At 67.7% G+C, this 25,453-nt stretch carries 20 protein-coding genes and 1 riboswitch; of the genes, 11 read left to right on the forward strand and 9 right to left on the reverse strand.

From position 1 onward, the window contains the following. Positions 1-35: 35 nt before the first annotated feature. Positions 36-719: a maleylacetoacetate isomerase gene (maiA, locus tag AC5P6E_RS11130; RefSeq protein ID WP_010480627.1), complete on the reverse strand. Its 684-nt coding sequence runs from the start codon at positions 717-719 to the stop codon at positions 36-38. Between the two features lie 14 nt (positions 720-733). Next, complete coding sequence (locus AC5P6E_RS11135) at positions 734-1,723, reverse strand: fumarylacetoacetate hydrolase family protein (RefSeq protein WP_043398812.1); 990 nt, start codon at positions 1,721-1,723, stop codon at positions 734-736. A gap of 869 nt (positions 1,724-2,592) precedes the next feature. Between AC5P6E_RS11135 and AC5P6E_RS11140 the strand changes: the two genes are divergently transcribed. Continuing rightward, positions 2,593-4,005 carry a DEAD/DEAH box helicase gene (locus tag AC5P6E_RS11140; RefSeq protein WP_049410488.1) on the forward strand — a complete coding sequence of 471 codons (1,413 nt, stop codon included), beginning with the start codon at positions 2,593-2,595 and terminating at the stop codon, positions 4,003-4,005. Positions 4,006-4,560: 555 nt separating this feature from the next. Here the strand turns inward: AC5P6E_RS11140 and AC5P6E_RS11145 are convergent. Together AC5P6E_RS11145 and AC5P6E_RS11150 are read right to left on the reverse strand one after the other, a co-directional pair. Then, positions 4,561-7,155: a M14 family zinc carboxypeptidase gene (locus AC5P6E_RS11145; RefSeq protein WP_043398820.1), complete on the reverse strand. Its 2,595-nt coding sequence runs from the start codon at positions 7,153-7,155 to the stop codon at positions 4,561-4,563. A gap of 74 nt (positions 7,156-7,229) precedes the next feature. Next, positions 7,230-9,869, reverse strand: coding sequence for a TonB-dependent receptor (locus AC5P6E_RS11150; RefSeq protein WP_099560182.1), 2,640 nt, complete (start codon positions 9,867-9,869; stop codon positions 7,230-7,232). A gap of 191 nt (positions 9,870-10,060) precedes the next feature. On the opposite strand from AC5P6E_RS11150, the gene queD reads away from it, so the two are divergent. Then, positions 10,061-10,423 carry a 6-carboxytetrahydropterin synthase QueD gene (gene queD, locus AC5P6E_RS11155; RefSeq protein ID WP_010484089.1) on the forward strand — a complete coding sequence of 121 codons (363 nt, stop codon included), beginning with the start codon at positions 10,061-10,063 and terminating at the stop codon, positions 10,421-10,423. A 116-nt stretch (positions 10,424-10,539) separates the two neighbouring features. After that, entirely contained in the window at positions 10,540-10,887 is a 348-nt protein-coding gene (locus tag AC5P6E_RS11160; RefSeq protein WP_019338007.1) for a phasin family protein, read from the forward strand. A 460-nt stretch (positions 10,888-11,347) separates the two neighbouring features. Here the strand turns inward: AC5P6E_RS11160 and asnB are convergent, their stop codons facing one another. After that, positions 11,348-13,249: an asparagine synthase (glutamine-hydrolyzing) gene (asnB, locus tag AC5P6E_RS11165; RefSeq protein ID WP_495230960.1), complete on the reverse strand. Its 1,902-nt coding sequence runs from the start codon at positions 13,247-13,249 to the stop codon at positions 11,348-11,350. Between the two features lie 349 nt (positions 13,250-13,598). Between asnB and AC5P6E_RS11170 the strand changes: the two genes are divergently transcribed. Together AC5P6E_RS11170 and AC5P6E_RS11175 are read left to right on the forward strand one after the other, a co-directional pair. Further along, complete coding sequence (locus tag AC5P6E_RS11170) at positions 13,599-14,288, forward strand: winged helix-turn-helix domain-containing protein (protein ID WP_010484092.1); 690 nt, start codon at positions 13,599-13,601, stop codon at positions 14,286-14,288. After that, positions 14,285-15,631 carry an ATP-binding protein gene (locus tag AC5P6E_RS11175; RefSeq protein WP_019338005.1) on the forward strand — a complete coding sequence of 449 codons (1,347 nt, stop codon included), beginning with the start codon at positions 14,285-14,287 and terminating at the stop codon, positions 15,629-15,631. The genes AC5P6E_RS11170 and AC5P6E_RS11175 overlap by 4 nt, the downstream gene beginning before the upstream one ends. Here the strand turns inward: AC5P6E_RS11175 and AC5P6E_RS11180 are convergent. Together AC5P6E_RS11180 and AC5P6E_RS11185 are read right to left on the reverse strand one after the other, a co-directional pair. Continuing rightward, complete coding sequence (locus tag AC5P6E_RS11180) at positions 15,628-17,097, reverse strand: sensor histidine kinase (RefSeq protein ID WP_019338004.1); 1,470 nt, start codon at positions 17,095-17,097, stop codon at positions 15,628-15,630. The genes AC5P6E_RS11175 and AC5P6E_RS11180 overlap by 4 nt on opposite strands. Further along, on the reverse strand, positions 17,094-17,813 hold the full coding sequence (locus AC5P6E_RS11185) for a response regulator transcription factor (protein WP_005407947.1): 720 nt from the start codon (positions 17,811-17,813) through the stop codon (positions 17,094-17,096). Before AC5P6E_RS11185 ends, AC5P6E_RS11180 begins: the two co-directional genes overlap by 4 nt. Positions 17,814-17,957: 144 nt before the next feature. On the opposite strand from AC5P6E_RS11185, the gene msrB reads away from it, so the two are divergent. The 4 genes from msrB (at position 17,958) to AC5P6E_RS11205 (ending at position 22,679) form a co-directional block, all read left to right on the forward strand. After that, the gene (gene msrB / locus AC5P6E_RS11190; RefSeq protein ID WP_010484095.1) at positions 17,958-18,530 is read left to right on the forward strand and encodes a peptide-methionine (R)-S-oxide reductase MsrB; all 573 of its coding nucleotides are present in this window, start codon (positions 17,958-17,960) and stop codon (positions 18,528-18,530) included. Positions 18,531-18,532: 2 nt separating this feature from the next. Further along, a complete protein-coding gene (locus AC5P6E_RS11195; RefSeq protein WP_019338003.1) occupies positions 18,533-20,302 on the forward strand; it encodes a redoxin family protein in 1,770 nt (589 codons plus the stop codon). 14 nt (positions 20,303-20,316) lie between these two features. Further along, the gene (gene msrA / locus AC5P6E_RS11200; RefSeq protein ID WP_010484097.1) at positions 20,317-21,054 is read left to right on the forward strand and encodes a peptide-methionine (S)-S-oxide reductase MsrA; all 738 of its coding nucleotides are present in this window, start codon (positions 20,317-20,319) and stop codon (positions 21,052-21,054) included. 173 nt (positions 21,055-21,227) lie between these two features. Further along, positions 21,228-22,679, forward strand: a complete 1,452-nt coding sequence (locus tag AC5P6E_RS11205) for an aminotransferase-like domain-containing protein (protein ID WP_019338725.1) — start codon at positions 21,228-21,230, stop codon at positions 22,677-22,679. Between the two features lie 79 nt (positions 22,680-22,758). On the opposite strand, the gene bioD is transcribed toward AC5P6E_RS11205, so the two are convergent. Further along, a complete protein-coding gene (gene bioD / locus AC5P6E_RS11210; protein WP_495230961.1) occupies positions 22,759-23,442 on the reverse strand; it encodes a dethiobiotin synthase in 684 nt (227 codons plus the stop codon). Positions 23,443-23,510: 68 nt separating this feature from the next. On the opposite strand from bioD, the gene AC5P6E_RS11215 reads away from it, so the two are divergent. Both AC5P6E_RS11215 and AC5P6E_RS11220 read left to right on the forward strand, forming a co-directional pair. Then, entirely contained in the window at positions 23,511-23,993 is a 483-nt protein-coding gene (locus AC5P6E_RS11215) for a GAF domain-containing protein (RefSeq protein ID WP_004140850.1), read from the forward strand. Next, complete coding sequence (locus AC5P6E_RS11220) at positions 23,990-24,352, forward strand: TfoX/Sxy family protein (RefSeq protein WP_010484100.1); 363 nt, start codon at positions 23,990-23,992, stop codon at positions 24,350-24,352. Before AC5P6E_RS11215 ends, AC5P6E_RS11220 begins: the two co-directional genes overlap by 4 nt. A gap of 89 nt (positions 24,353-24,441) precedes the next feature. Here the strand turns inward: AC5P6E_RS11220 and AC5P6E_RS11225 are convergent, their stop codons facing one another. Beyond that, complete coding sequence (locus AC5P6E_RS11225) at positions 24,442-25,020, reverse strand: histidine phosphatase family protein (protein WP_010484101.1); 579 nt, start codon at positions 25,018-25,020, stop codon at positions 24,442-24,444. A 142-nt stretch (positions 25,021-25,162) separates the two neighbouring features. Continuing rightward, positions 25,163-25,385, forward strand: a riboswitch (cobalamin riboswitch). The last annotated feature ends 68 nt before the right edge of the window (positions 25,386-25,453 follow it).

Consider the following 25,453-nt stretch of genomic DNA (forward strand, 5'->3'; position numbering starts at 1 on the left):
TTTACGACGTAATCCACTCCGCCCCTTTTTTGGGTTCAGGCGGCGTCGGGCTGGTTTTCCGGGCGGGCGCGGTCGAAGGCGTCCAGCGCCTGGCAGGCCGCTTCGATGCGGCGCAGGGTCGGGTACGGCGTCAGGTCCAGGCCGAAGCGGTGTGCGTTGTAGAGCTGCGGCAGCAGGCAGAGGTCGGCCAGGCCCGGACGATCACCGTGGCAGAACGTGCCTGTGTCACCGCTGTTGGCCAGCAGCGTTTCCATGGCCTGGAAGCCTTCGGCCATCCAGTGCAGGGTCCACTGCGCGCGGGCGTCGGCCGGCAGCTGCAGGTCGCGCTCCAGGTACTGCATCACCCGCAGGTTGTTGATCGGATGGATATCGCAGGCCACCAGCTGGGCCAGCGCCCGCACCCGCGCGCGGCCGGCGGCGTCGGCCGGCAGCAGCGGTACCTGCGGGAAGCGCTCATCCAGATATTCCACGATCGCCAGTGACTGGGTCAGCACTTGACCGTCATGCAGCAGCGTCGGCACCAGCTGCTGCGGATTGAGCGTGCGATAGGCGTCCAGGTGCTGCTCGCCACCCTCGCGCACCAGGTGCACCGGCCGCGCCTCCCAGGCCAGGCCCTTCAGCTCCAGGCCGATGCGCACGCGGTAGGCGGCGCTGGATCGCCAGTAGGTGTACAGCACGATGCCGTCGTCGACCGGGCCGTCGTCAACCAGGATCTCCATCGCCGCCTCCATGCTCAGGGCTTGGCCGCCTGTTCGATGCGCTGCTCGATCGCGCCGAAGATGCTGTTGCCCGCGGCATCAAGCATCTCGATGCGGACCACGTCGCCGAAGGACATGAACGGTGTGCTCGGCTTGCCGTCGCGCAGGGTTTCCACCACGCGCTGCTCGGCGAAGCACGATGCACCCTTGCTGGTGTCTTCGTTGGCGATGGTGCCCGAGCCGACGATGGTGCCGGCGCCCAGCGGACGGGTCTTGGCCGCATGCGCGACCAGCTCGGCGAAGTTGAACTGCATGTCCACGCCCGCTTCCGGCGCACCGAACCACTTACCGTTGATGTGGGTCAGCAGCGGCAGGTGCACCTTGCTGTCCTGCCAGGCCGCACCCAGCTCATCCGGGGTGACGAACACCGGCGACAGCGCCGAACGCGGCTTGGACTGCAGGAAGCCGAAGCCCTTGGCCAGCTCGCCCGGGATCAGGTTGCGCAGCGAGACATCGTTGACCAGGCCGACCAGCTGGATATGGCCCGCCGCCTGCTCCGGGGTGGCGGCCATCGGCACGTCGTCGGTGATCACCACGATCTCCGCTTCCAGGTCGATGCCGTAGTCCTCGCTGACCACCTTGACCGCATCGCGCGGGCCGTGGAAGCCGGCACTGGTGGCCTGGTACATCAGCGGATCGGTGTAGAAGCTCTCCGGCACCTCGGCGCCACGGGCACGGCGCACGCGTTCGACGTGCGGCAGGTACGCGCTGCCATCGACGAACTCATAGGCGCGCGGCATCGGCGCGGCCAGCGCCTGCGGGTCAAGGTCGAACACGCCATCGGCGTCGCCGGCGTTGAGCGATTCGTACAGGGCGTTCAGGCGCGGCGCGATGTGGCTCCAGTCTTCCAGGGCCTGCTGCAGGGTGGCGGCAATGCCGGTGGCGCGCACGCCGTGGCGCAGGTCGCGCGAGACGACGATCAGGGTGCCGTCGCGGCCGCCTTCCTTCAAAGAACCAAGCTTCATGGGTGGGTGTCCGGAGTCGTGGGCAAACAAGTTTCAAGTGTAATCAAATCTGCGGCGGCGCCAAGCTGCAGCGCGGCATCGGTCCACCCTACCGTAGTGGGGGGTCGGCAGGGCTTGCAGCCCTGCACCTGCGTCAAGCCAGGGCTACGTCAAATGCCAAAGCGGCTCTGGTTTCCTGTGAGTTGGGTGGGGCGGTGTGGGTGGGCAGGACACGCCGTAAACCCGTCCCTGGGGGCTCGATGGCGCCATCCATGGCGCCAACGGTCCTGCCCACCCACACCGCCCCACCCCCGACAATTTCCCGATGACGGATCGAACATCCACATCATTCACCGTCGAGATCCTTCAGACATCGAAATTGATCGAATGAGATCCGACAGATCGCGGAAAACCGTCGAAGGCGGGGTGGGTCCGGCTGCAGGGGCGTGAGCCGCATGGATGCGGCGACCGAGCTTACATGGACGTACTTGCAGCGTCCCCTGCCACCGGACCCACCCCGCCTACCCGCAGGAACCCGGCTTCTGACGTTGCTCTGGCCTTGGCTCGGGCGTCTGCGGGTGCAGGGCGCAGCCCTGCAGAGAGCCCCTTACCTGAACAGGCCTTTTTGCGTGAAGTCTCAAACATCGTTTAGACTTGCGGGGTCTGCAGCGGCCGTCCGTTTCCCTCCGGGATCGCCGGCGACCAGGGTCCGCCCTCTTCGCCCGCCCCCACTCCGACGCCGTTCGTCACGCATTCCAGCCTGCGCTTCGTGCCGGCTGCACCCAATTCTCGCAGCGCGGTTCACGGGAACGCTCCGAGTCAGCCGATCAGTTTGATCTGCCCCCGTCTGTCCGTTTGGACAGGCGTTTCTTGTACTTGGAGCAATCTCAATGTCTTTTGAATCGCTGGGCCTGGCGCCCTTCCTGCTGCGTGCGCTTGCCGAGCAGGGCTACGAAAACCCGACCCCGATCCAGCAGCAGGCGATCCCGCTGGCGCTGGCCGGTCGCGACCTGCTGGCCGGCGCACAGACCGGCACCGGCAAGACTGCCGCCTTCGGCCTGCCGCTGCTGCAGCACCTGGGCACCGCCTCGCAGGAAGTGCGCAGTGGCCCGCGCAAGCCGCGCGCGCTGATCCTGGCCCCGACCCGCGAGCTGGCCACCCAGGTGCACGACAGCCTGCGCGGCTACAGCAAGTACCTGCGCATCCCCAGCGCCTGCATCTACGGCGGCGTCGGCATGGGCAACCAGCTGGACATCCTGCGCCGTGGCGTGGACCTGCTGGTGGCCTGCCCGGGCCGCCTGATCGACCACCTGGAGCGTCGCAGCATCGACCTGTCCGGCATTGAACTGCTGGTGCTGGACGAAGCCGACCGCATGCTCGACATGGGCTTCCTGCCGTCGATCAAGCGCATCCTGGCCAAGCTGCCGAAGCAGAACCGCCAGACCCTGCTGTTCTCGGCCACCTTCGAGGACAACATCCGCCAGCTGGCGCTGGAGTTCATGCGCAACCCGGAACAGATCCAGGTGACGCCGAAGAACACCGTGGCCGAGACCATCACCCACCGCGTGCACCCGGTCGACGGCAGCCGCAAGCGTGACCTGCTGCTGCACCTGCTGGCGCAGGACAGCCGCGAGCAGACCCTGGTCTTCGCCCGTACCAAGCACGGCAGCGACAAGCTGGCCACGTTCCTGGAAAAGTCCGGCATCAAGACCGCGGCGATCCACGGCAACAAGAGCCAGGGCCAGCGCCTGCGTGCACTGGGTGACTTCAAGGCCGGTCGCGTGACCGTGCTGGTGGCCACCGACATCGCCGCGCGCGGCATCGACATCAACGAGCTGCCGAAGGTGATCAACTTCGATCTGCCGATGGTGGCCGAGGACTACGTGCACCGCATCGGCCGTACCGGCCGTAACGGTGCCACCGGCCAGGCGATCTCGCTGGTGGCGCAGGACGAAGTGAAGCTGCTGCGTGCGATCACTCGCCTGCTGGGCCGCGACATGGACATCCGCGACGTGCCGGGCTTCGAGCTGCAGACGCCGATCCGCTGGGGCAACAGCGCACCGGGCAAGGCCGAGCACGATACGGGCGAGCGCGCACCGCGCAAGAGCCACGCGCGCCGTCCGCACGGCGATGCGCCGCGCCATGCGCATGCCGGCCCGAAGAAGGCCGGAGGCGGCCGTCGCGAGGGCGGTGGCAATGGCCAGCAGCGTGCCGGTGCCGGCCAGGGCCAGCGCCGTGGCGGTGGTGGCAATGGTGGTGGCCGTGGTCGTGGCCAGGGTGGCGGCGGTGGTCGCGCTGGCTGATCCCAGCTGACATGGAGGGTGCTTCCCGCTGCGCGGGGGGCTATCGAGGGACGGCGCTGACGCGCCGTCCTTTTTTGTTGCTGGCTACCGTGAGTAGAAGCCGGCGGTGTGCTGCGCTGAGGGCGGATGGGCGTGGGGCCAGCGCAAAACACGCCGTAAACCCATCCATGGGGGCTCGGTCGGCGCATCCATGCGCCTCACGGTTTTGCGCTGGCCCCACGCCCATCCGCTTCAAGCATTGCCCGCGCCTTCTTCTCCCGCCGGGTAGCCGGGAGAAGAAAGATCAAATTCAAATTCAAATTCAAATTCAAAGTCAAAAGCCGAAGCCGCAATTCCTAGCTTTGCCTTTGCCTTTGCCTTTGCTTTTGCCCTTGCTCCCGCCTTGGGGTCTGATGCGTCCGCGCCCGCAGGAAACTGTCATGGGAGGCAGGGGGCCTCAGCCAGGACCGTTGGCGCCAAGGATGGCGCCATCGAGCCCCCATGGATGGGTTCACGGCGTGTCCTGGCTGAGGCCCCCTGCCTCCCAAGCACAACAACGACTCGGCGCCAAACGCCTCAACCCCGCGCTTTACTCGGATTCACCAGATTCCCGAAGAAGATCGCGTTGATCAGCAGCCGGTCCGTCCCGTGCCAGTACTTGCGGTGCGCCGGATCATCGGCAAACAGCACAACGTTACCCTGCCCCTGCGCCGACACCAGCAACCATGCACTGCCCGCCACCCGCGTACGGTTGCGCTCGGACAGGTAACCATTCACCCGCGGTGGCGTATCAATGCGCACCACCGTCGAGAACGGATTCGTGCTCGGCTGCAGCGTCACCGTGTTCTCCTTGTTGATCGCCAGCTGCCGGCGCGGCACGCCGAATGCCAGCGGATGGCTGGTATCAACATCGGCACTGAGGATGTTGCCGCTCACCCGCTCGATCGCGGCGATGTCGCGCTGGTCGCCGAACGCGCGGCGGCTTTCGTCAGCAGCGTCTTCTTCCTTGCCGAGCTTCTCGCCGTCGGCCAGCTTCTGTTCGATCGCCCACTTCGAGGCACTGCCGTAGGTCACCAGCGAACCACCGGCCTGCACCCAGCGCTTCAGTGCAGCCACTGCCGTGGCATCGACGCCCGTATAGGTACCGCCGGACAACACAATCGTGGTGTAGCGGTCCAGCGGCACCTTGCCCAGCTGCTGCGGATCCAGCTTGCTGGCCGGCAGGTGCAGCTGCTGGTCGAGCAGGAACCAGGCCGAGCCGATCTCGGTGGCGGCCACGCCCTCGCCCATCACCAGTGCCACCGCTGGCTTGCGCAGCGCCTTGACGCCATCACTGCCGAGGTCGATGCCTTCGCGGCTGCGGCCGCTGGACAACGCATGTACGCGTACGCCGGCATCGCGTGCAGCAGCACTCACCGCATCCAGCAGCGCCGCGCCCTGCAGCGGTTGCCCGGCCACCGGAACAACGATGCTGCCAGCGGCGAAATCGGCCTCGCCCTGTGCAGTCGAAGCGGTAAATGGCTGGAACGTTGCGCGTGTGCTCAAACCTTTGGCCTGCAGCACCGCCAGCGCACGCCCGGCGTTGTAGTCGCGCCAGTCGATGACATAGGCGAAGCCGGCCTGGCCACCCAAGACCGCGCCCTGCTCCTCCGGCAGCGCGGCCACGCGGGCGCCACCTTCGATACGACTGCGGCTGCCGGCGAAGGCCACACCGTAGGCCGGTGCGATCGCATAGCTGGTGCTGCCGTAGAACACATCCCCCTTGATCGGCGGCGTTTCGGCAAAGATCGAATGCACCAGGCGGAACTGCGCCTGCTGCACCGGCACCACGTAGGCGCTGCCGGCATCGAAGCGCTGCCCATCGACAGTAACTGCACGATCCAGCGCGCGCACCTCGATGCGATGCAACAGCAACAGCTCCAGCAGGCGACGGGTCAGTGCCGGGTCATGCGCGTCGCCGAACACGAAGCTCTTCACCGGCTGCTGCGCAGCCTGCTTCAACGCGCTCTGGAAGAACTGCTTCTGCAGGTCGAACAGGCCGTTGCGTTCGGTCACCGCGCCGCGCACCGTGCCCAGACCGGTGGCGACCTGGTTGCGGATGGTGAACGGGAAGGTCAGCAGGCCATTCACCGATTCCTGCACGCGACCGCGCGAGCTGGCCTGCTCGACGGTAACGCCGACAGCGCCATGGAAGTCCGGGTAGGTGGAGCCGTACACCGGCGAGAAATTGTCGAAATTCTCGCCGGTGTAGTACAGCGAACCCAAGGCATCCAGCGCCTGAGCGTGGTACTTGGCCAGGGTCTTGTTGAATTCATACGATGCCGCCGGAATCAGCGGGCTGTGCATGCTCTTCGGCGAAGGCTCGAAGTAGTAGGTGCTGTCCTTGCCCATTTCGTGGAAGTCGATCTGCACGTTCGGGTACCACTGGTGGAACACCTCCACCTTCGGCCGCGAGTCCTGCTGGGTCAGGGCCAGCCAGTCGCGGTTGAGATCGGTGAAGTAGTGATTGGTGCGGCCCTGCGGGAACGGCTCGACGTGCTCCTTGTCGGCCGGGTCGGCCGAGGCCGGGTCGGAGGCCCAGGCGTTGTGCCAGTTGGCGGCACGATCACGGCCGTCCGGGTTCTGCGCCGGGTCGAACAGCACCACCGCCTGCTGCAGCCACTGCTGGGTTTCCGCGCTGCGGTTGGCCACCAGGTAGTAAGCGGTCAGCATCGCCGCTTCGGCACTGGAGGTCTCATTGCCGTGCACGCTGTAGCCCAGCCACACCACCACCGGGCTGTCACCGGCGGCGCTGCGCGGCTGCGCCGGATCGGCCAGGGTCGCGTGCTGCTGGCGGATCTGCTCCAGCCGCGCATGATTGCCTGCAGCAGTGACGGTGGCGATCAGCAGCGGGCGGCCCTCATAGCTGCGACCGATCTCGCGCACGCTGATTTTGTCGGAACGCTTCGCCAGTTCCTGGAAGTACGCCACCAGCTGGTCGTGCCGGGTGTAACGGCTGCCGATCGGGTAGCCGAGGAACTGCTCCGGCGTGGGCACCGCTGCATCGAACGCCGCTGCGTCGGTGACCTGCGGAAAGAAGTACGCGCTCTGTGCCTGCACCGGCTGCGGCGAGGACAGTGCGGTGGCGGCGGCAAGCAGCAACGGAAGAACGGCACGGCGATGCAAGGACACGGTGACTCCCCTGGAACACAACGGCAGACAGTCGCGCGGCCGGTCCCTTCAGGTGACCGGCCGCGGCGGATGGATCAGAAGCGGTAATCGAAGCCCAGCGTGAAGTAGCGGCCACGCAGGTCGTACTGGCTGAAGTCGTACGGCGCGCGGATGCCCGGGAACGAGGCGTCGTACGGCGGCGTCTTGTCGGCCAGGTTCTGGACTTTTGCGTACACGGTCAGCTTGTCGATGCCGGTGTAGGCCAGGTACAGGTCGTACTGGCTGTAGCTGCCGACGCGCTGCTGCACGGCCTTGGCGGCGGTGCTGGCTTCCTGGCGGTAGCTGCTGGTGTAGTACCAGGTCACGGCGGCGTTGAAATCACCGTACTTCCAGTCCAGCGTGGTGGTGGCCTTGTCCTTGGGCAGGGTCGCGCCCAGGTTGCTGCCGGCGTAATCCACCAGCGGGCCGCCGACCACGGTCGGGCGGCGGTAGTCGCGCACGTGGGTGTAGGCCGAGGACACGGTGAAGTCACCCAGTGCTGCGGTCGGGATGCGCTGGCGCAGCTCGACGTCGATGCCCGAGGTCTTCAGCTCGCTCAGGTTCTGGTAGCGGTTGTAGACCGCCTGCAGCTTGCCACGCTCATCGCGCTGCACCGCGCCGGCCACGTTGTCGTTGACCAGGGTCTGGGTGTTGTTGGTGCCGACCAGGTTGTCCAGCTGGATGCGGTAGTAGTCCACGCTCAGGTTGGTGTTGGCCCACGGCGACAGCACCACGCCGAAGTTCACGCTCCTGGTGCGCTCGGGCTTCAGCGCGTTGTTGCCAACGGTGAAGAAGGTCGGGTTCTGCCGCGAGCCCGGCACGTCCGGATCACGCGGGTCGACCACGCTGCCGTAGGCGATGCTGGTGCTGTTGGAGTTCTCCGACAGCGACGGCGCACGGAAGCCCTTCGAGGCCGATGCACGTACCAGCAGGAAGTCCAGCGGCTGCCAGCGCAGGCCAATCTTCGGCGAGAAGGCATCGCCGAAATCATCGTAATGGTCGGCACGCGCGGCGGCGGACAGCTCCAGCGTCGAGGCCAGCGGCACGTTCACTTCGGCATAGGCCGCACTGACCTGACGCTTGCCGTGCACTTCGGCGATGGCCGGGCGCACCTGCAGGCCGGCATCGATCTGCCATGGGTTGTTGGAATCAAGCTTCTCGCGGCGCCACTCGGCACCGGCAGCGAAGCCGATCTCGCCGGCCCAGGTGTGGCCCAGGCTGCCGGAAATCTTCGCATCGATGCCCTGCAGCTTGGATTCGGCCGGACGCAGCGTGGCGATGTTGATCGAGTCGCGCACCGACTGCGGCGTCGCCGCCGGGTTGAGCAGGTTGTAGCTGCCCGTGGCCAGCGCATCGGCCAGCGCCCAGCGGTTGGCGAAGCCGCCGGACACGCTCTCGCGTTCGCTGCTGCGCGCACCGAATGCAGCCACTTCCCAGTCCCAGTTGGCGGTGGTGCCGCGCAGGCCGAACACGCCGCGATAGGCCGTGGATCGGTTGGTCTTGATGGTGCCGCCAAGGTCGAAGAACGTGTACTCGATCGGGATCGCACGGCCGTACGGGTTGTACGGATTGTTGGCCGGCAGCAGCGACGACACCGGCTCGGCCAGGCCGCTGTTGGCGTTCAGTGCGAAGCGGCCGCTCTCCAGGGTGAAGAACGGGCTACTGCCGAACCACGCGGCGCTCTTGATCTGGCTGTACAGCACTTCGCCGAAGGCTTCGACGTTGTCGTTCAGGCGGAAGGTGCCGTTGGCATAGGCCTGGTAACGCTTGGTCGAGGGGATCAGCGTGGTGAACGGCGCCTGGTTGAAGCCGCAGGTGTCACCGGACAGGCCATCAATCGGCGCGCTGGCAACGCGGGTGGTGCCGGCCGGGCAGTTGCCGTTGGCGTCGAGCATCGGTACCGACACGCCGTTGACCAGGTAGCGCGCACCCTTGGCCGACCAGCCGTTCCAGCGGCCACCCGGCTTGTCGGTGTAGATGCCGCTCCTGGTCAGGTTGCGTTCGTCCTGGTCCAGGCGCTCACGGTTGTACCCCTGCAGGCTGAAGAGGATGTTGTAGCCATCGGTGTCGAGATCACCCAGGCCGCCGACGAACTTCAGGTTCTGCTCGTGCAGGCCGCCCTGGTCGGCACCGCCGAAGCTGCCGCCGATCTCGGCGCCTTCGAAGTTCTGCCGGGTGATGATGTTGACCACGCCGGCCACGGCATCGGAGCCGTACACCGCCGAGGCGCCGTCCTTGAGCACTTCGATGCGCTCGACGGCCACCAGCGGCAGCGCGTTGAGATCGACGAAGGTGTCGGACAGGCCGCCGGCCGGGAAGCCATAGTTGGCCAGGCGGCGGCCGTTGAGCAGCACCAGCGTGTTCTTCTGCGACAGGCCGCGCAGGCCGATGCCGGCCGAGCCGGAGGCCCAGCCGTTGTTGGTGGTTTCGTTGCTGGCGTTGCCGGTGTTGGCCGAGATCGAACGCAGCACATCGGCCACGGTGGCCTTGCCGGTCTGTTCCAGCTGCTGCCGGCCGATCACCTGCACCGGGTTGGAGGCTTCGGTATCGGTACGCTTGATGTTGGAACCGGTGACGCGCACGGCGGCCAGGGTGCTGGCTTCGCCACTGGCGTCGGCGGAGGTTTCGGCGGCGGCAGGCAAAGGCGCGGCCAGAGCGACGGCCAGGGCCGCCACGAGCAGGGTGTGCTTGGGCATGACGATGTGGGGAGGTGGTAAGGACGACGAAGTTCCGCAGTAGTCCATGCCTGGCCGGGGTCCGGCCAATAACATCTCTTCATACGGATATAAGAGAAACTATCATCTCTTCATCCGGATGGAAAGAGTTACTTCACGAAAGGCCAACATCCGCTCAGGATGGCCGGCCACCTGCGGCGTACAATCGCGCCATGGAAATCTTCAAAGTCTTCATGCTCGAGGCGGCGCACCGCCTCCCCAACGTGCCGCCGGGGCACAAGTGCGCGCGCCTGCACGGCCACTCGTTCCGGGTGGAACTGAAGGTCGAGGGCGAGCCGGGTGCGCAGACCGGCTGGATCATGGACTTCGGCGACGTGAAGGCGGCCTTCCAGCCGATCTACGACCGCCTGGACCATCACTACCTCAATGACATCCCCGGCCTGGAGAATCCGACCAGCGAGAACCTGGCGGTGTGGATCTGGAACGAGCTCAAGCCCAGCCTGCCAGCGCTGAGCGAGATCACCGTGCACGAAACCTGCACGTCGGGCTGCCGCTACCGCGGCCCCGAGATCTGATCAACCCATTGATCTGAAAGGTTTTTCAAAGGCGCCTTGGGCGCCTTTGTTATTTTTGTTGCAATGCGGCATCAAGGGCGTATGCTGCAATGCATCAAGCCACTTCCTGATGCCCCATGGCCGCCGCCTTCAGCGATCGCTTCAGTGATGCCACCCGCCAGCTCGCCGCCGCGGCAACGCGCGCGAACCGGTTGGCGTTGGAGAACGCGGAAAGCATGTTCGGCGTGCAGCTGAAGGTGATGGAGCGCAACCTGACCGCGACCAGCGGTTGGCTGGGCGAACTGGCCCGCAGTGAAGACGCGGCCGGTACGCTCTCCAAGGGCGCGCAACTGTGGCAGGACAACCTGCAGCGGCTGGGTCAGGCCCAGCAGGACATGGTCGGGCTCGGCCTGCAGGCCAGCAAGGCCTGGTCCGAACTGGCACAGGGCTACAACGAATCAACGGCGGACGCGAACAACCACTGACGCGACGCAACGCTCATTGCGTGGGTCCCTCCCCCCACGCAATCCGGACCCGGCAGATCCCTCCCTCTGCCGGGTCTTTTTTTTGCCTGGCGTCCGGATTGCAGAGCACTTCTTCGTCTCACTTTTCTGCGAACTGATTGGCCCCGCCGGGACAGGCAGGGGCCTGGGCAAATGTCCCCGGCGCCGGCCGTTGGCCGTCACCTCCTCCTTTACTTTGCCCAAACCCCTGCCCGCCCCGACGAGGCTCGGCGTGCGGTGAGGAGAGCGCAGCGCGCGCGGCAGCCTTTCAAGGAGGCGCCGACGAACTCCGAACGCAGGGCGGAGGCCCTTGCGTACGAAGTAAAGGGGGAGGTGACGGCCAACGGCCGGCGCCGGAGGACATTCGTACGCAAGGGTCTCCGCCCTGCGCCACGCAGAACGAATCCGCCACACGCCACGCAGAACACACCGCAAAGGAACCTCAGCGCCCGCGACCACCGTGCCAGTGCTGGTGCCACGCCTGGAACATCAGCACGTTCCACAGGTGCGTGTGCCACTTGCGCTCGCCGCGCAGGAACGCTTCCCAGATACCGCGCACGCGCGCCGCATCGAAGCAGCCCTGGTTGCGCAGCAGCTGCGGATCCAGCAGCGCCTCCGCCCAATCGCGCAGCGGGCCTGCCAACCAACGTGCCATCGGCGGACCGAAACCGCGCTTGGGGCGGTACACCAGCGGCTCGGGCAGGTAGCGTGCCAGCAGGTGCTTGAGAATCCGCTTGTGCTCGCCGTCGTGGTACTTCAGATGCTGCGGCAGGCGCCAGGCCAAGCGCACCACCTCCATGTCCAGCAGCGGCGCACGCGTTTCAACGCCCGCTGCCATGCCGGCACGATCGACCTTGGCGAGAATGCCCTCGGCCAGGTCCATGCGGAAATCCAGCAGCTGGATACGCGCCTCGGCCGGCAGCGCAGTGTCCTGCTGCTGGAAGATCGTGATCGGTTCGCGCGCGCCCAGCACCACCTGCGCCGGCTGGCGCCAGCGGGTGACCCGCTGCAGGTAATGCCCTTCCACATCGTTGGCAGCGACCTCGGCCACCAGCGCACGCCAACCGCCGAGGCGGCCACGCTCCACGTTCATGCGGTTGCCGCTGCGCCGTGCCAGGTCGCGCACCCAGTCCGGCAGGCCACCGCACAGGCGTGCATTGCGCAGCGCGCGGCCATAGCTCGGGTGACCGAAGAACAGCTCATCGCCGCCGTCACCGGTCAGCGCCACCGGCTTGCGCGCACCCAGCAGTTCACTGGCCAGCAGGGTCGGCAGCTGCGAGGCATCAGCGAACGGCTCGCACCAGACCTGCGGCAGCCGCTGCAGCAGGTCCAGGCCCTGCCGCGCATCCATCCGGTGCAGATGATGCTGCACGCCCAGATGGCGCGCGACCTGCGAGGCCCAATCGCTTTCGTCGTGGCCGGGATCGTCGAAACCGACCGTCCACGCCTCGATCGGCAAGGTCGATTGGGCCTGCATCATCGCGGTCACCAGCGACGAGTCGGTGCCGCCGGACAGGAACGCGCCACACGCCAATGGCGAATGCATGCGTGCGGCAATGGCCTTTTGCAGTACGGCTTCCAGCTGGTCGGTGGCCTGTTCCAGGCTCGGCGTCGGCTGCAGCGGCTCCTGCAGTGCGCTCTGCATCGCGTCGCGCGCGCACCAGTAGCGCGAACCACCCTGCGCCGCCTGGCTGGAACCACCCGCCGCGTGATCGCTGAGGTCGACGCGCAGCACCGCGCCGGCCACCAGCTTGTGGATGCCCCGGTAGATGGTGTGCGGCGCCGGCACATAGTCGTGGCGCAGCAGCAGGCTCAGCGCATCCTGGTCGATGCTCGGCGCGAAGCCGGCGAAGGCCTGCAGCGCCTTCATTTCCGAGGCGAACAGGAACTGGCCCTGGAACCAGCCGTAGTACAGCGGCCGCTCACCGACCGGGTCACGTGCCAGCCACAGCGCGCGCGACTCACGGTCCCATACGCTGAAACCGAAGGCGCCTTCGACACGCGACAGCGCGCGCTCCACGCCCCATTCAACGATCGCCTGCAGCAGCAGCCGGGCATCACTGCAGCTGCGCGGCAGATCGCGCAGCTGCGCCTGCAGGTCGCCACGGTTGTACAGCCGGCCGTCCAGGCACAGCACGTAACGGCCGCAGTCCGAGCTCAGCGGCTGCAACGGCGTATCGGTGGGTGCCCGGCAGTGGCCCAGCGCGAGGCCGGCCTCGGCGTCGGTCCAGTAGCCGATGCGGCCCCGGCCGCGCTGCTGCAGGGCGCGCAGCATCGGCGCCAGCTGCTGCAGCAGCTGTTCGTCCTCGGCGGCAGGCAGCCAGGCGCCGACCACGCCGCTCATCGGGCACCTCCGCAGCGGCAGCGGCGGGACGGGTTCAGCAGGCAGGGGGCGGCGGGCGACATGGGAACGGCACGCGGAGCGGAGGAGACTCCATGCTCGGCGCCGCACCTGCCCCGCGTCAGTCGCTTTGCTGTCAGCGATGGTCACCAGACGTATCACGAAGGTAACGTTTTGTAACGGCAACAAGCTATGCTGGACGCCAAGTTGTTGCCAGGCCTGAGGCCCGGCCCGCGCGCCAGCAACCCCGGCTGAATGGCGCCCGCCCCCTGGACCCGGGTGGCCCGAAGGCTGGGATAGCATCGCCGCGCTCGTGCCGTGGCGGTACGTATGCCCCACGGAGGCCTTGAAAATGCTGGATATCGTACTGGTCGAAGACGATGCCCGCCTGGGTACGATGGTCAGCGACTATCTGCAGCGGCATGGCTACCAGGTGGCCCATGAGCGCAGTGGTGAGCGCGCGGTGGCCCGGATCCTGGCCGAGAAGCCGGCCCTGGTCCTGCTCGATGTCGGCCTGCCCGACCAGGATGGTTTCGAAGTGTGTCGGCAGATCCGGCCCCACTATGACGGCATCATCTGTGTGCTGACCGCCCGCACCGATAACATCGACCAGGTGCTGGGACTGGAGCTGGGGGCCGACGACTACATCGGCAAACCCATCGAACCGCGGGTGCTGCTGGCCCGCCTGCGTGCGCACCTGCGCCGCCATCGCCGGGTCGAACCGCGCGACGGCAGCCTGCGCTTCGGCGAGCTGAACATCGACCCGTCCACCCGCAATGTGCACCTGCAGGGCGGCCTGCTGGAGCTGACCACGGCCGAGTTCGACCTGCTGTTCCTGCTGGCCAGCAACGCCGGCCAGATCCTGGACCGCGATGCACTGCTGCGCGGCCTGCGTGGCATCGCCTTTGATGGCCTGGACCGTTCGATCGATGCACGCATCTCGCGCCTGCGCCGCAAGCTGGGCGACAACCCTGAACAACCGGAGCGGATCAAGACCGTGCGTGGACGCGGCTACCTGTTCAGCCGCTCGGCATGGGGATGAAGCGCACGCCTTCGGCGATGCGCGGCCACGCCTTCCACTTCCTGCGCTACGGCATCGGCTTCCTGGTCGCCCACCTGCTGCTGATCGTGCTGGGCCTGTGGGCCTGGGATGCGCTGCTGGAAGACCGCACCGAAGCCAGCCTGCTGGCCGAGATGCGTGGCACCCATGCGCTGCTGCAGCAACGCTTCGCGGAAACACCGCGCGAGCAATGGCCGGCGCTGGCACGCGGGCTCGACGCCGACTTCGCCTATGCCCTGCGGATGGTGCCGCTGGCCGAGGCGGAAAAGGAGCTGTCGGCCAGCCAGCGACCGCCGCTCAACAACGGCCGGGTGCAGATCGACCTCGAACACATGCGCAGCCTGCAGCGGATCGGTGACAGCGACTATGCCGTGATGCTGGGGCCACTGGACGAAGCACTGCCCGATGAGGGGTGGCAGGACAGCGAAGTGTCCGGCGTGGCGATCCTGCTGCTGATCCTGATGGTGGCCGTGGCGCTGCCGATGTACGTGATGGTCTACCGCCTGTGGCGCGACGTCTCGCAGCTGGCCCAGGCCGCCCGGCAGATGCGCGACGGCCAGCTGGACACGCGCGCGCCACGCGCCGGCACCGCGCTGGTGCGGCCGCTGGCCAATGCCTTCAATCACATGGCCGAGCAGCTGCAGCAGCTGCTGGAAAGCCAGCGCGTGCTGGCCCAGGCGGTGGCACACGAGGTCCGCACGCCGCTGGCACGGATGCGCTTCGGCCTGGCCGACCTGGAGGACACTGCGCTGGACGAGATACAGCGCGATGCGCTGGGCGGCCTGCGCACCGATGTCGATCGGCTGCAGCACCTCACCGACGCCGGCGTCGAGTACGCCGCACTCGGTCGCTGTCACCAGCTGACCCGCCAGCGCCTGCAGTTGGCGGCACTGGTGCGCGGCGTGGTGGCCCAGTTCGCGCCGCTGCCGATGCCCGTGCAGCAGGCGCTGTCGCCGGCAGGGCTGGTCAACGTCAACCGGCACATGCTGGAACTGGCGTTGCGCAACCTGCTCGGCAATGCCCTGCGCTACGCGCGGCGGCAGATCCGCATCGCCAGCACCGTCAACGATGGCTGGCTGTGCCTGCAGGTGGAGGACGACGGCCCCGGCATCGCGCCCGAACTGCGCGGCCAGGTGCTGCAACCCTATGTGCGGTTGGATCCGGGCAGCCCCGGTTTCGGCCTCGGCCTGGCGCTGGTGCAGGTGGTGGCCGACAAGCATGGCGGCCACGTTGAAGTGATCGACTCCGAACTGGGCGGTGCCTGCATCCGCCTGCACCTGCCACTGGAAAGCGGCGGTGCCGTGGAGAGCGAGACGACCTGCTAGACCGCCGGTTCCGCGCGCGGCAAGGCAAACACGAACAGCGCACCCCGCTCGCTGTCGCGCAGTTCGATGCGGCGCCCATGCAGCTGCACGATGCGCTGCACGATCAGCAAGCCGAGGCCACCGTTGTCACCGCGTCGTGCGCCCAGCGCGGCCGGCGCCTGGAACAGCTGCGCACGCAGCGCGGGGGCTACGCCGGGGCCGTCGTCGGCAACACTCACCTCAACGCTGTCCGGCGTCGCGCGCAGGCACACCTCGATCCGGCCACCCTCCGGCGCATGCCGCAACGCGTTGTCGAGCAGGTTGGTCAGCACCCGCTCGACCAGGCCCAGATCGGCACGCACCAGCGGCAGGCCCGGCGGGAACCCGGCGTGCAGGCGCTGGTTGCGCGCCTGCGCGGCCAGCTCGAACTTCTGCAGTACGTCCTGCAGCAGTTCCGGCAGCGCGAACACTTCCCACTCCAGGCGCACTTCGCCATGTTCCAGCCGCGCCAGCTCGAACAGTGCACGCGCAAGCCGACCTACCTTGGCACTCTGCGCCAGCGCGATACCGAGGTAGCGGCGGCGCTCATCCGGCGACAGCGTGGCGTCCTTCAATGCCAGCGTTTCCAGATAGCCGTGCAGTGACGACAACGGCGTACGCAGGTCATGGGAGATGTTGGCGACCAGCTCGCGGCGCTGCAGGTCCTGCTGGCGCAGCTGCTGCCATTGCTCTCCCAGCCGCTGCGCCATCTGTGCGTGCGCGTGTTCGAGGATCACCAGTTCGTCGCGCTCGCCGGGGCGCAGCGGCTCCGGCGGCGGCAATGGCGTGGGTGCGTCGATGTCGAACGCCTGGATGCGCCGGGTCAGCCGTCGCAGCGGGCGGGTCACCCAGTAGAACGCCACCAGCCCGGCCAGCAGGCCCAGGCTGCCGACCAGCACCACCGACCACCAGGTGGTGTTCCACTGGCTGCCGGCGGCAAGATCGTCGGCCAGCATCTGCCGGTGCTCGCCGACCAGCACCACGTACACATAGCCGGCCTGCCGGCCCTGCACGATCAGCGGTGCTGCACTGAACACCTTGCGCCCATCCGCACTGCGCGGGTCATCGCCCAGGATCGGCAACGGCGCACCGGCCAGCAGGCGGCGCAGTGGCGCCACGTCCACCCGGTTGCGCACCAGGTGCCCACTGGGCGCATCGTGGCCGAGGATGCGGCCCTGGTCGTCCAGCAGGTAGACCTCGACGCTGGGGTTGACCGCCATCAACTGGCCGAACAGCGCGCGCACCGCGGCATCGCGCATGCCGCTGGTATCCATCAGCTCGCTGCGCTGGGCGATGTGCTCGGCCAGGCCCAGCGACAGCCGCTGCACCACCTCCTGCTCGTGGCGGGTGTTGGCACGCATCTGCAGTGCCAGCAGCGCCATGCAGCACATCAGCATCAGCGCGGCGATCACCGCTGCCAGCTTCTGCCACAGGTTCGGCTTGATCATGCCGCCGCCCCGGCCGGATCGACCAGCTTGTAGCCGCGCCCCCACACCGTCAGCAGCCGCCGCGGGTTGGCCGGGTCCGGCTCGATCTTGCTGCGCAGCCGATTGATGTGGGTATTGACCGTGTGCTCGTAACCGTCGTGCTGGTAGCCCCATACCTGGTTGAGCAGCTCCATGCGCGCGAACACCTGGTCCGGATGACGGGCAAAGAACAACAGCAGGTCGAACTCACGCGGGGTCAGTTCCAGCGCGTTGCCATCCACCGAAGCGGTGCGCGCGACCGGGTCCAGCTGCAGCCCGCCCAGCTCGATCGCACCGGCATCGATGCGCGCGCTCTGCGCCATCGCCTCGGCCCGGCGCAGCAGCGCACGCACGCGGGCCACCAGTTCCGGCATCGAGAAGGGCTTCGCCAGGTAGTCATCCGCACCCAGTTCCAGGCCAACGATGCGCTGCGTTTCGCTGCCACGCGCACTGATGATGATGATCGGCACATAACGCGCCATCGCGCGTGCACGCTGGCAGACCTGCAGGCCGTCCACGCCGGGCAGCATCACGTCCAGCACCAGCGCATCCCATGGCCCTTCCTGCTCAAGCAGGCGCAGGCCGGCATCGCCGCTGGCGGCGTGGGCGACGTCGTAGCCCTCATCGCCCAGGTGCATGCGCAGCAGGTCGGCGATGTGGGCGTCGTCTTCAACGATCAGCACGCGTTTGGTGGACATCGGCAGCTCGGGGCCAGTGGGGAGGCTGCCCGCATTGTGGCGCGGGACGGCCGTCGATACCTCACGAAAAATTGAATCCTGCGTGAGGATTCGTTGACCCGGGCGGGCGCAGCATGGCCCCGTCGCCCCATCCCGGAGTCCGCCATGTCCCTCACCCGCCGCCACCTGCTGGGCCTGGGCGGTGTTGCCACCGCCGCCGGCCTGCTCGGCCTGGGGGCCTGCAGCCGTGCCGCCCCGGCCGCCGCTGAAGCACGTCCGGCACGACAGTTCGAGGTCATGCACAGCGATGCCGAATGGCGCCAGCGCCTGACCCCGGCGCAGTACGCGGTGCTGCGCCAGCAAGCCACCGAGCGCCCGTACAGCAGCCCGCTCAACAAGGAACACCGCCAGGGCACGTTTGCCTGCGCCGGCTGTGCGCTGCCCCTGTTCTCCTCCTCCACCAAGTTCGAGAGCGGCACCGGCTGGCCCAGCTTCTGGGCGCCGCTGCACAACGCCATCGGCGAAGACCGCGACGTCACCTTCGGGATGCTGCGGGTGGAAGTGCACTGCCGCCGCTGCGGCGGCCATCTCGGCCACGTGTTCAACGACGGCCCGCGCCCGACCGGGCTGCGCTACTGCATGAACGGTGCAGCCATGGTGTTCGTTCCCGGTGCCGGAGATGGCACCGCTGACGGCTGGCGCGTGCCGGTCGGTTCTTCCACCACTTCCGGAGCCTGACCATGCTGCTGTTGCTGCTTGCCTACCTGGGGGGCGCGCTGACCCTGCTCAGCCCGTGCATCCTGCCGGTACTGCCGTTCGTGTTCGCACGTGCCGACCGCCCCTTCCTGCGCAGCACGCTGCCGCTGCTGCTGGGCATGGCAATCACGTTCACCGTGGTCGCCAGCCTGGCCGCGGTGGGCAGCCAATGGGTGGCGCAGGCCAACCAGGTTGGACGCTGGATCGCCCTGCTGCTGATGGCGTTGTTCGCAGTCGCCCTGCTGTGGCCACGACTGGCCGACCATCTGCTGGCGCCATTCCAACGCGTGGGTGCCCGCCTGAGCGCACGTGCCGACGCGGCTGATGCCGCAGGGCGTGGCGGCGCGTGGACCTCGCTGCTGATCGGCATCGCCACTGGCCTGCTGTGGGCACCGTGCGCCGGACCGATCCTCGGTCTGGTGCTGACCGGCGCCGCCCTGCACGGTGCCAGCGTCGGCACCAGCACCCTGCTGCTGGCGTATGCTCTGGGCGCGATCACCGCGCTGGCACTGGCGGTGTGGGTGGGCGGTCGTGTGTTCCGTGCGCTGCAGGCGCGGCTTGGCCTCGGCGACGCACTACGCAAGGTGCTGGGCGTAGCCGCGCTGCTGGCGGTGGTGGCGATCGGCATGGGCTGGGATACCGGCCTGCTCACCCGTCTTTCGACGGTCAGCACCGCACGCATCGAGCAGGGCCTGCTGGATGCGGTACCCGGCGCGCAGCCGGCGGCACCGCCGATGATGATGATGGCCGGTGCCAACGCCGCAGCCGATGCACCGCTGCCGGTGGAAGGCACCCTGCCCGCGCTGGACGGCGCCACCGGCTGGCTCAACAGCCCACCGCTGGCGGCCCAGCAGCTGCGCGGCAAGGTGGTACTGGTCGATTTCTGGACGTACTCCTGCATCAACTGCCTGCGCGCGATGCCGTTCGTGCACGAATGGGAACGCCGCTACCGTGACCACGGCCTGGTGGTGGTCGGCGTGCACACGCCGGAGTTCGCCTTCGAACGTGACCCGCGCAATGTGATGAAGGCCGTGCAGCAACTCAAGGTCGAGTACCCGGTAGCGCTCGACAACCAGTACACGATCTGGCGTGCGTTCAACAACCGCTACTGGCCGGCGCAGTACTTCGTCGACGCGCAGGGCAACATCCGCGGCCACCAGTTCGGCGAAGGCAACTACGCGCGCTCGGAACAGATGATCCGTCGACTGCTGACCGAAGCCGGACAGACGAATCTGCCACCACCGGCCGATCCCGCTGCCGCCGACCTGAAGGGCGTGGCCGCGCAGGCCGACATGGGCAATCTGCGCTCACCGGAAACCTATCTGGGCCACGCCCGCGCCGAGCAGTTCGCCTCGCCCGGCGGGCAGCGCAACGATGCGGCATTCGACTACACCTTGCCGGCCACCCTGGCGTTGAACCAGTGGGGACTGTCGGGGCGCTGGACCGTCACCGACGAGGCTGCGCAGTTGCAGCAGGCCGGTGGCCGCATCGCCTTCCAGTTCCATGCGCGCGACCTGCACCTGGTGCTGGCGCCGACCCAGGAAGGAAAGCCGGTGCGCTTCCGCGTGTTGTTGGACGGCAAGCCACTGCCTGCCGCCGATGCCGGCAGCGATGTCGGTGCCGATGGCAGCGGTGTGGTCAACGAGCACCGTCTGTACCAGCTGGTGCGCCAACGCGGCACGGTCGGCCCGCACCGCTTCGAGATCGAGTTCCTCGACGCGGGCGTGCAGGCCTATGCCTTCACCTTCGGTTGAACCGGGAGGACACGATGAAACTCTCCTTTGAACAGGGCATCGCCGCCGGTGTTGCAGGTCTGGTGGCCACGGCATTGATCGCCGGTGTGCTACTCGTTGACCACGGCGCCATCGCGGCACCGCTCGAAGCCAGCGCGCAGACCCAGGCGCTACCGGCACCCACGGGCGACGCCGCGTTCCGCGATGACGCCCCCCACGCCAGCGTGGTGTTCGCCGGTGGTTGCTTCTGGGGCGTGCAGGGTGTGTTCCAGCACGTCAAAGGCGTGAGCAATGCGGTGTCCGGCTACATCGGTGGCAGCGGCGCCGATGCACGCTACGAGCGCGTCAGTAGCGGACGTACCGGTCACGCAGAAGCGGTGAAAATCGACTACGACCCGCGCCAGGTCAGCTACGGGCAGCTGATGCAGGTGTTCTTCTCGGTAGTGCACGACCCGACCCAGCTCAACCGCCAGGGGCCGGACCACGGCAGCCAGTACCGATCGGCGATTTTCACTGACGACGCACGCCAGCAGGCTGCCAGCCGCGCCTACATTGCCCAGCTCGGCCAGACCGGCAGCTACCGTGCGCCGATCGTCACCCAGCTGGTCAGCGGCCAGCACTTCTACCCGGCCGAGAGCTACCACCAGAACTACATGACGAACTACCCGCAGGCGGCCTACATCCGCTACTACGACGCACCGAAGCTGGCCGCGCTGGGCAAGCAGTTCCCGGCGTTGTACCGGCGCGATGCGGCGCTGGTGCCGATGCGCTGACGGCATTTCCCCTAGGGCTGATCGATGCTCGGCTCTACACACAAAAAAAAAGACGCACGGCCATCCAGCCGTGCGCTTGGGAAGTATCGGCCGCGCCCCGATCAAGCCCGGCCGACAACGACATGCTAGTCTCGCCATCATCATGGGTACAGCACCAGATGGCGGGAAATTCGATGGATACAGATGACCAGAGCGCGATGATCCCACCCCGCTACCAACGGCTGTCCGACGAACTGGCCGAGGCCATCCACGGCGGCCGGCTTCCAGTAGGCAGCCGCCTGCCCTCGCTGCGACAGATGGCCCTGCAGCGCAGGCTCAGCCTGAACACGGTTATTGCCGCCTATCGCCAGCTGGAGGACGCCGGCCTGGTGATTCCGCGGCCCAAGGCCGGTTTCGAGGTGGCGCCGCGACTGTCGGTGCCGGAGCGTTCGCTGCGCGATACCCCGTCCGCGCCCACTGCACCACTGCAGCAGGTACTGATGGCCCGCGTGCTGGAAGCACAGCGCCGCCCGGGCGTGATCGACCTGGCCTTCGCCGGCCCGCGCGGTCGCCAGTTCTACCCCGGCGCGCAGTTGGCCAGGCACACCGCGCAGGTACTGCGCCATGGCCAGCAGACGGTGGAGACCTACGCGCGCCCGAATGGTTCGCCGCGGCTGCTGGCGCAGATCGTGCGCCGTGGTCCGCGCATGGGCCTGCACACCCACGCCGAGCGCCTGCTGCTGACCCACGGTGCAATGGAAGCGCTGCAGCTGGCGTTGCGTGCAGTCACCCAGCCAGGTGATGCGGTGGGCATCGAGGCGCCGTCCTACTTCAACCTCTACCCGTTGTTGGCCAACCTGGGCCTGCAGGCCATCGAACTGCCCACACACCCGCAGCACGGGCTCGACGTGGATGCGCTGGATGCGCTGCTCGAGCACACGCCGCTGGCCGCACTGGTGGTGATGCCGACCGTGCACAACCCGCTGGGCTGCACCATGCCGACAGTGGCCAAGCAACGCCTGGCAGAACTGGTCAACGCGCGCCAGCTGCCACTGATCGAAGATGCGGTGTATGCCGAGCTGCAGTTCTGCGAACCGCCGGCACCCTTGCTGAAGGCCTTTGATCGCGACGGCTGGGTGATGGTGGTCGGTGGTTTCTCCAAGACGCTGGCGCCGGATTACCGCATCGGCTGGCTGGATGGCGGCCGCTTCGCCGAGCGCATCGCGCTGCTGAAATTCCAGTCCACCGGTGGCGAGCCGCAGCTGCTTGGCGACGCGGTGGCGGCCTATCTGGAAGCGGGCAGCTACGAGCACCACCTGCATCGCATGCGTCGTCTGTATCGCGAACAGGTGGGGCGGCTGCGCCAGCTGGTGGCCGAACATTTCCCGCCCGGTACCCGCGCCACCGAACCACAGGGCGGATTCCTGCTGTGGCTGGAACTGCCGGGCGTGGATACGCGCGAGCTGTTCGAGCGTGCACTGCAGGAGGATATCGCGTTCATGCCCGGCCAGGTGTATTCGCGCGGCGCGCGCTACCGGCATTGCCTGCGGCTGTCGTGCTGCCAGACGCTGGATGCGCGCTTCATCGGCGCGGTGGAGCGGCTGGGTGCGATTGCGCGGGAGCTGGCGGCGCGCCAGCTCCTGTAGAGCCGAGCCTACGCTCGGCTGCCCTTCGCCAATGGTCCCCCACTGAGCCGAGCATGGGCTCGGCTCTACAGTAGGCAGGTCAATCGAGCAGGTGCGTGCTCAGGATCTGGCCATCCGCCCCCGGAAGATTGGGCAGCCGCCCCCAGCACGGCATCGGCAGGCGCTGCTGCAGCGTGGCCACGTTCTCGACCTGGCGCTGCATCGCCGGGTCGATGTGGTTGCCGATCCAGCCCAGACAGTCCACGCCGCTGGCCTGCAGTGATTGCGCAGTCAGCCGCGCGTGGTTCACGCAGCCCAGCCGCATGCCCACCACCAGCAGCACCGGCAACTTCAGTGCGCGCACCAGATCGAGCTGATCCAGCGTGGCCGAAACCGGCGCCAGCCAACCGCCCACGCCCTCCACCACCACCACATCGGCCTGCGCACGCAGTCGTTCGAACGCAGCCAAGATCGGCGCCAGTTCAACCTGCACACCATCCTCGGCAGCAGCCAGCTCCGGTGCCAGCGGCTGCCGCAGCGCGTACGGGTTCAGATCCGCGTAGTCCGGTACCGGCCAGCTGGCCGCCTGCAGCGCCAATGCGTCTTCGTTGCGCAGGCCCTGCCCCAGATCCTCGCTGCCGCTGGCCACGGGCTTCATGCCCACCGCGCGCAGGCCACGCTGGCGCAGTGCATGCAGCAGCGCGGTGCTGGCCGCGGTCTTGCCGATTTCGGTGTCGGTGCCGGTAACGAACAGGGCGGGCGGCAGCGTAGCGGGCAACGGCATCGATGGGCTCCAACAGGGCAACAGTGCGTGCATTATCGCCGGCCCGGCGCGCTTGCTAGACTGCAGGCATGTTCGCCAATGCCTCGCTCACCGGCAGCAAGCCGGAACAATACGCCCAGCTGCTGGAACAGGCCCGTGGCCTGGTCTACGCCGAGTCCGACCGCATCGCCAACGCGGCCAACCTCTCGGCACTGGTCTACCACGCCCTGCCCGACCTGAACTGGGTGGGCTTCTACCTGTACGACGGCAAGGAGCTGGTGGTCGGCCCGTTCCAGGGCCTGCCGGCCTGCGTGCGCATTCCGCTGGACAAGGGCGTGTGTGGTGCCGCCGCCAGCCAGCGCGTGACCCAGCGCGTGGACGACGTCGATGCCTTCCCCGGCCACATCGCCTGCGATTCTGCCTCGCGTTCGGAGCTGGTGGTGCCGCTGCTGCGCGGTGATGAACTGATCGGCGTGTTCGATATCGACAGCCCGAAGGTCGGACGCTTCGATGCCGACGACCAGGCCGGCCTGGAAGCCATCGCCCGCGTGTTCGTCGAGGCGCTGGGATGAGCGCACCGAAGCTGCGCAACATCGGCCCGAAAAGTGCGGCGTGGCTGCGCCAGGTCGGCCTGCGCAGCCGCGAGGACCTGGTTGCGACCGGCGCAGTCGGCGCCTTCGTCAAGGTCAAGCGCGCGGGCTTCAAGCCCAGCCTGAACCTGCTGTACTCGCTGGAAGGCGCGCTGCTGGACTGCCACTGGCAGGAACTGAGCGAGCCGCAGCGTGAGGCGCTGGTGCAGGATTACGAAGCACGCATCGCCGCGCATCCGCTGAAGGCGGCCGGCCCGGCGTCGGGCCCGGTACATGAGCAGCGCTTCGATGCCGACGATGACGCTGAAGACAGCGTTGCCGAGGGCGCGGACGAGGATTGAGCCGCGCCCTTCTGTAGCGCCGAGCCCACGCTCGGCTGGCTTTTCTGATCGAAGTGCAGCCGAGCATGGCTCGGCTCTACAAGAGCAGATCAGGGCTGCTGCAGCTCCAGCAGCTCGCCCACCAGCCCGACCTCACCGCGTTCCAGCCACACCCGCAGCCGCGTGCCGTGGTCGATGCGCAGGGCCCAGCACAACGACATTGGCAGGCCGCAGACCTGCGACAGCACCATGCGCAGCGGGCCACCATGGCTGACCACCAGCGTCGGCACCGGATCGTCCTCATCAAGCAGGCGATCGAGCGCGCGCGCGATGCGCCGTTCAAAGTGGCCCCAGCTTTCGCCGTTGGGCGGCGGGAATGCATGCGGATCGGCGTGGAAGGCCGCCAGTGCATCCTCCGGCAGGTCGAACAGCGACTGCCCGTCCCAATCGCCGAAATCCAGCTCTTCCCATTCCTCGTCCGCTTCCACGTCCAGCCCACGCGGGGTGGCCAGGGCCATCGCCGTGTGCAGCGAGCGCAGCCGTGGCGAACTGATCACCCGCTCCCAGGGCTGCGCGGCGTAGGCGTCGACCAGTTCCTGCGGCAGGCGGGCCAGCTGCGGCGGATCGTTGCGGCCATCGAGGAACTCATCGCGACCGTTGCCGGCATGGCGGACCAGGTCGAGGATCATGCGCGCGTCCTGTACAGGCGACGCGGGAACAGCGGAAAACAGGCGGACATCGGCAACGGCACCACGGGATCAAGGGGCCATTCTAAAGGCACGGCAAAGGCAGTCGAGCACGCGCGGCGCTACGGGCCGCCTGCGATGCCGTAGACTGCGCGCACTTCCAGGTGACCTGCGGCCGTGGCCGGCAGGTTGAAACGGGAAGCCGGTGACGCGTGATTCCACGCCAGGCCGGCGCTGCCCCCGCAACGGTAAGCACGTCAGTTCCAGGCAACACCGCCACTGTGCCGCAGGCATGGGAAGGCGCCTGGACGGTGGCCCCAGGCCACCCGGCGGCAAGCCCGGAGACCGGCCCGGAAGCCTCAGGTCGCGATGCGGTGGGCATGGCGCTGGATGACCGCAGCCTGCGCTGCGGCGTCGGCGCATGCCTGCCTTCGCG

This window comes from Stenotrophomonas sp. YJH_SMC_16 (genome assembly GCF_059367875.1).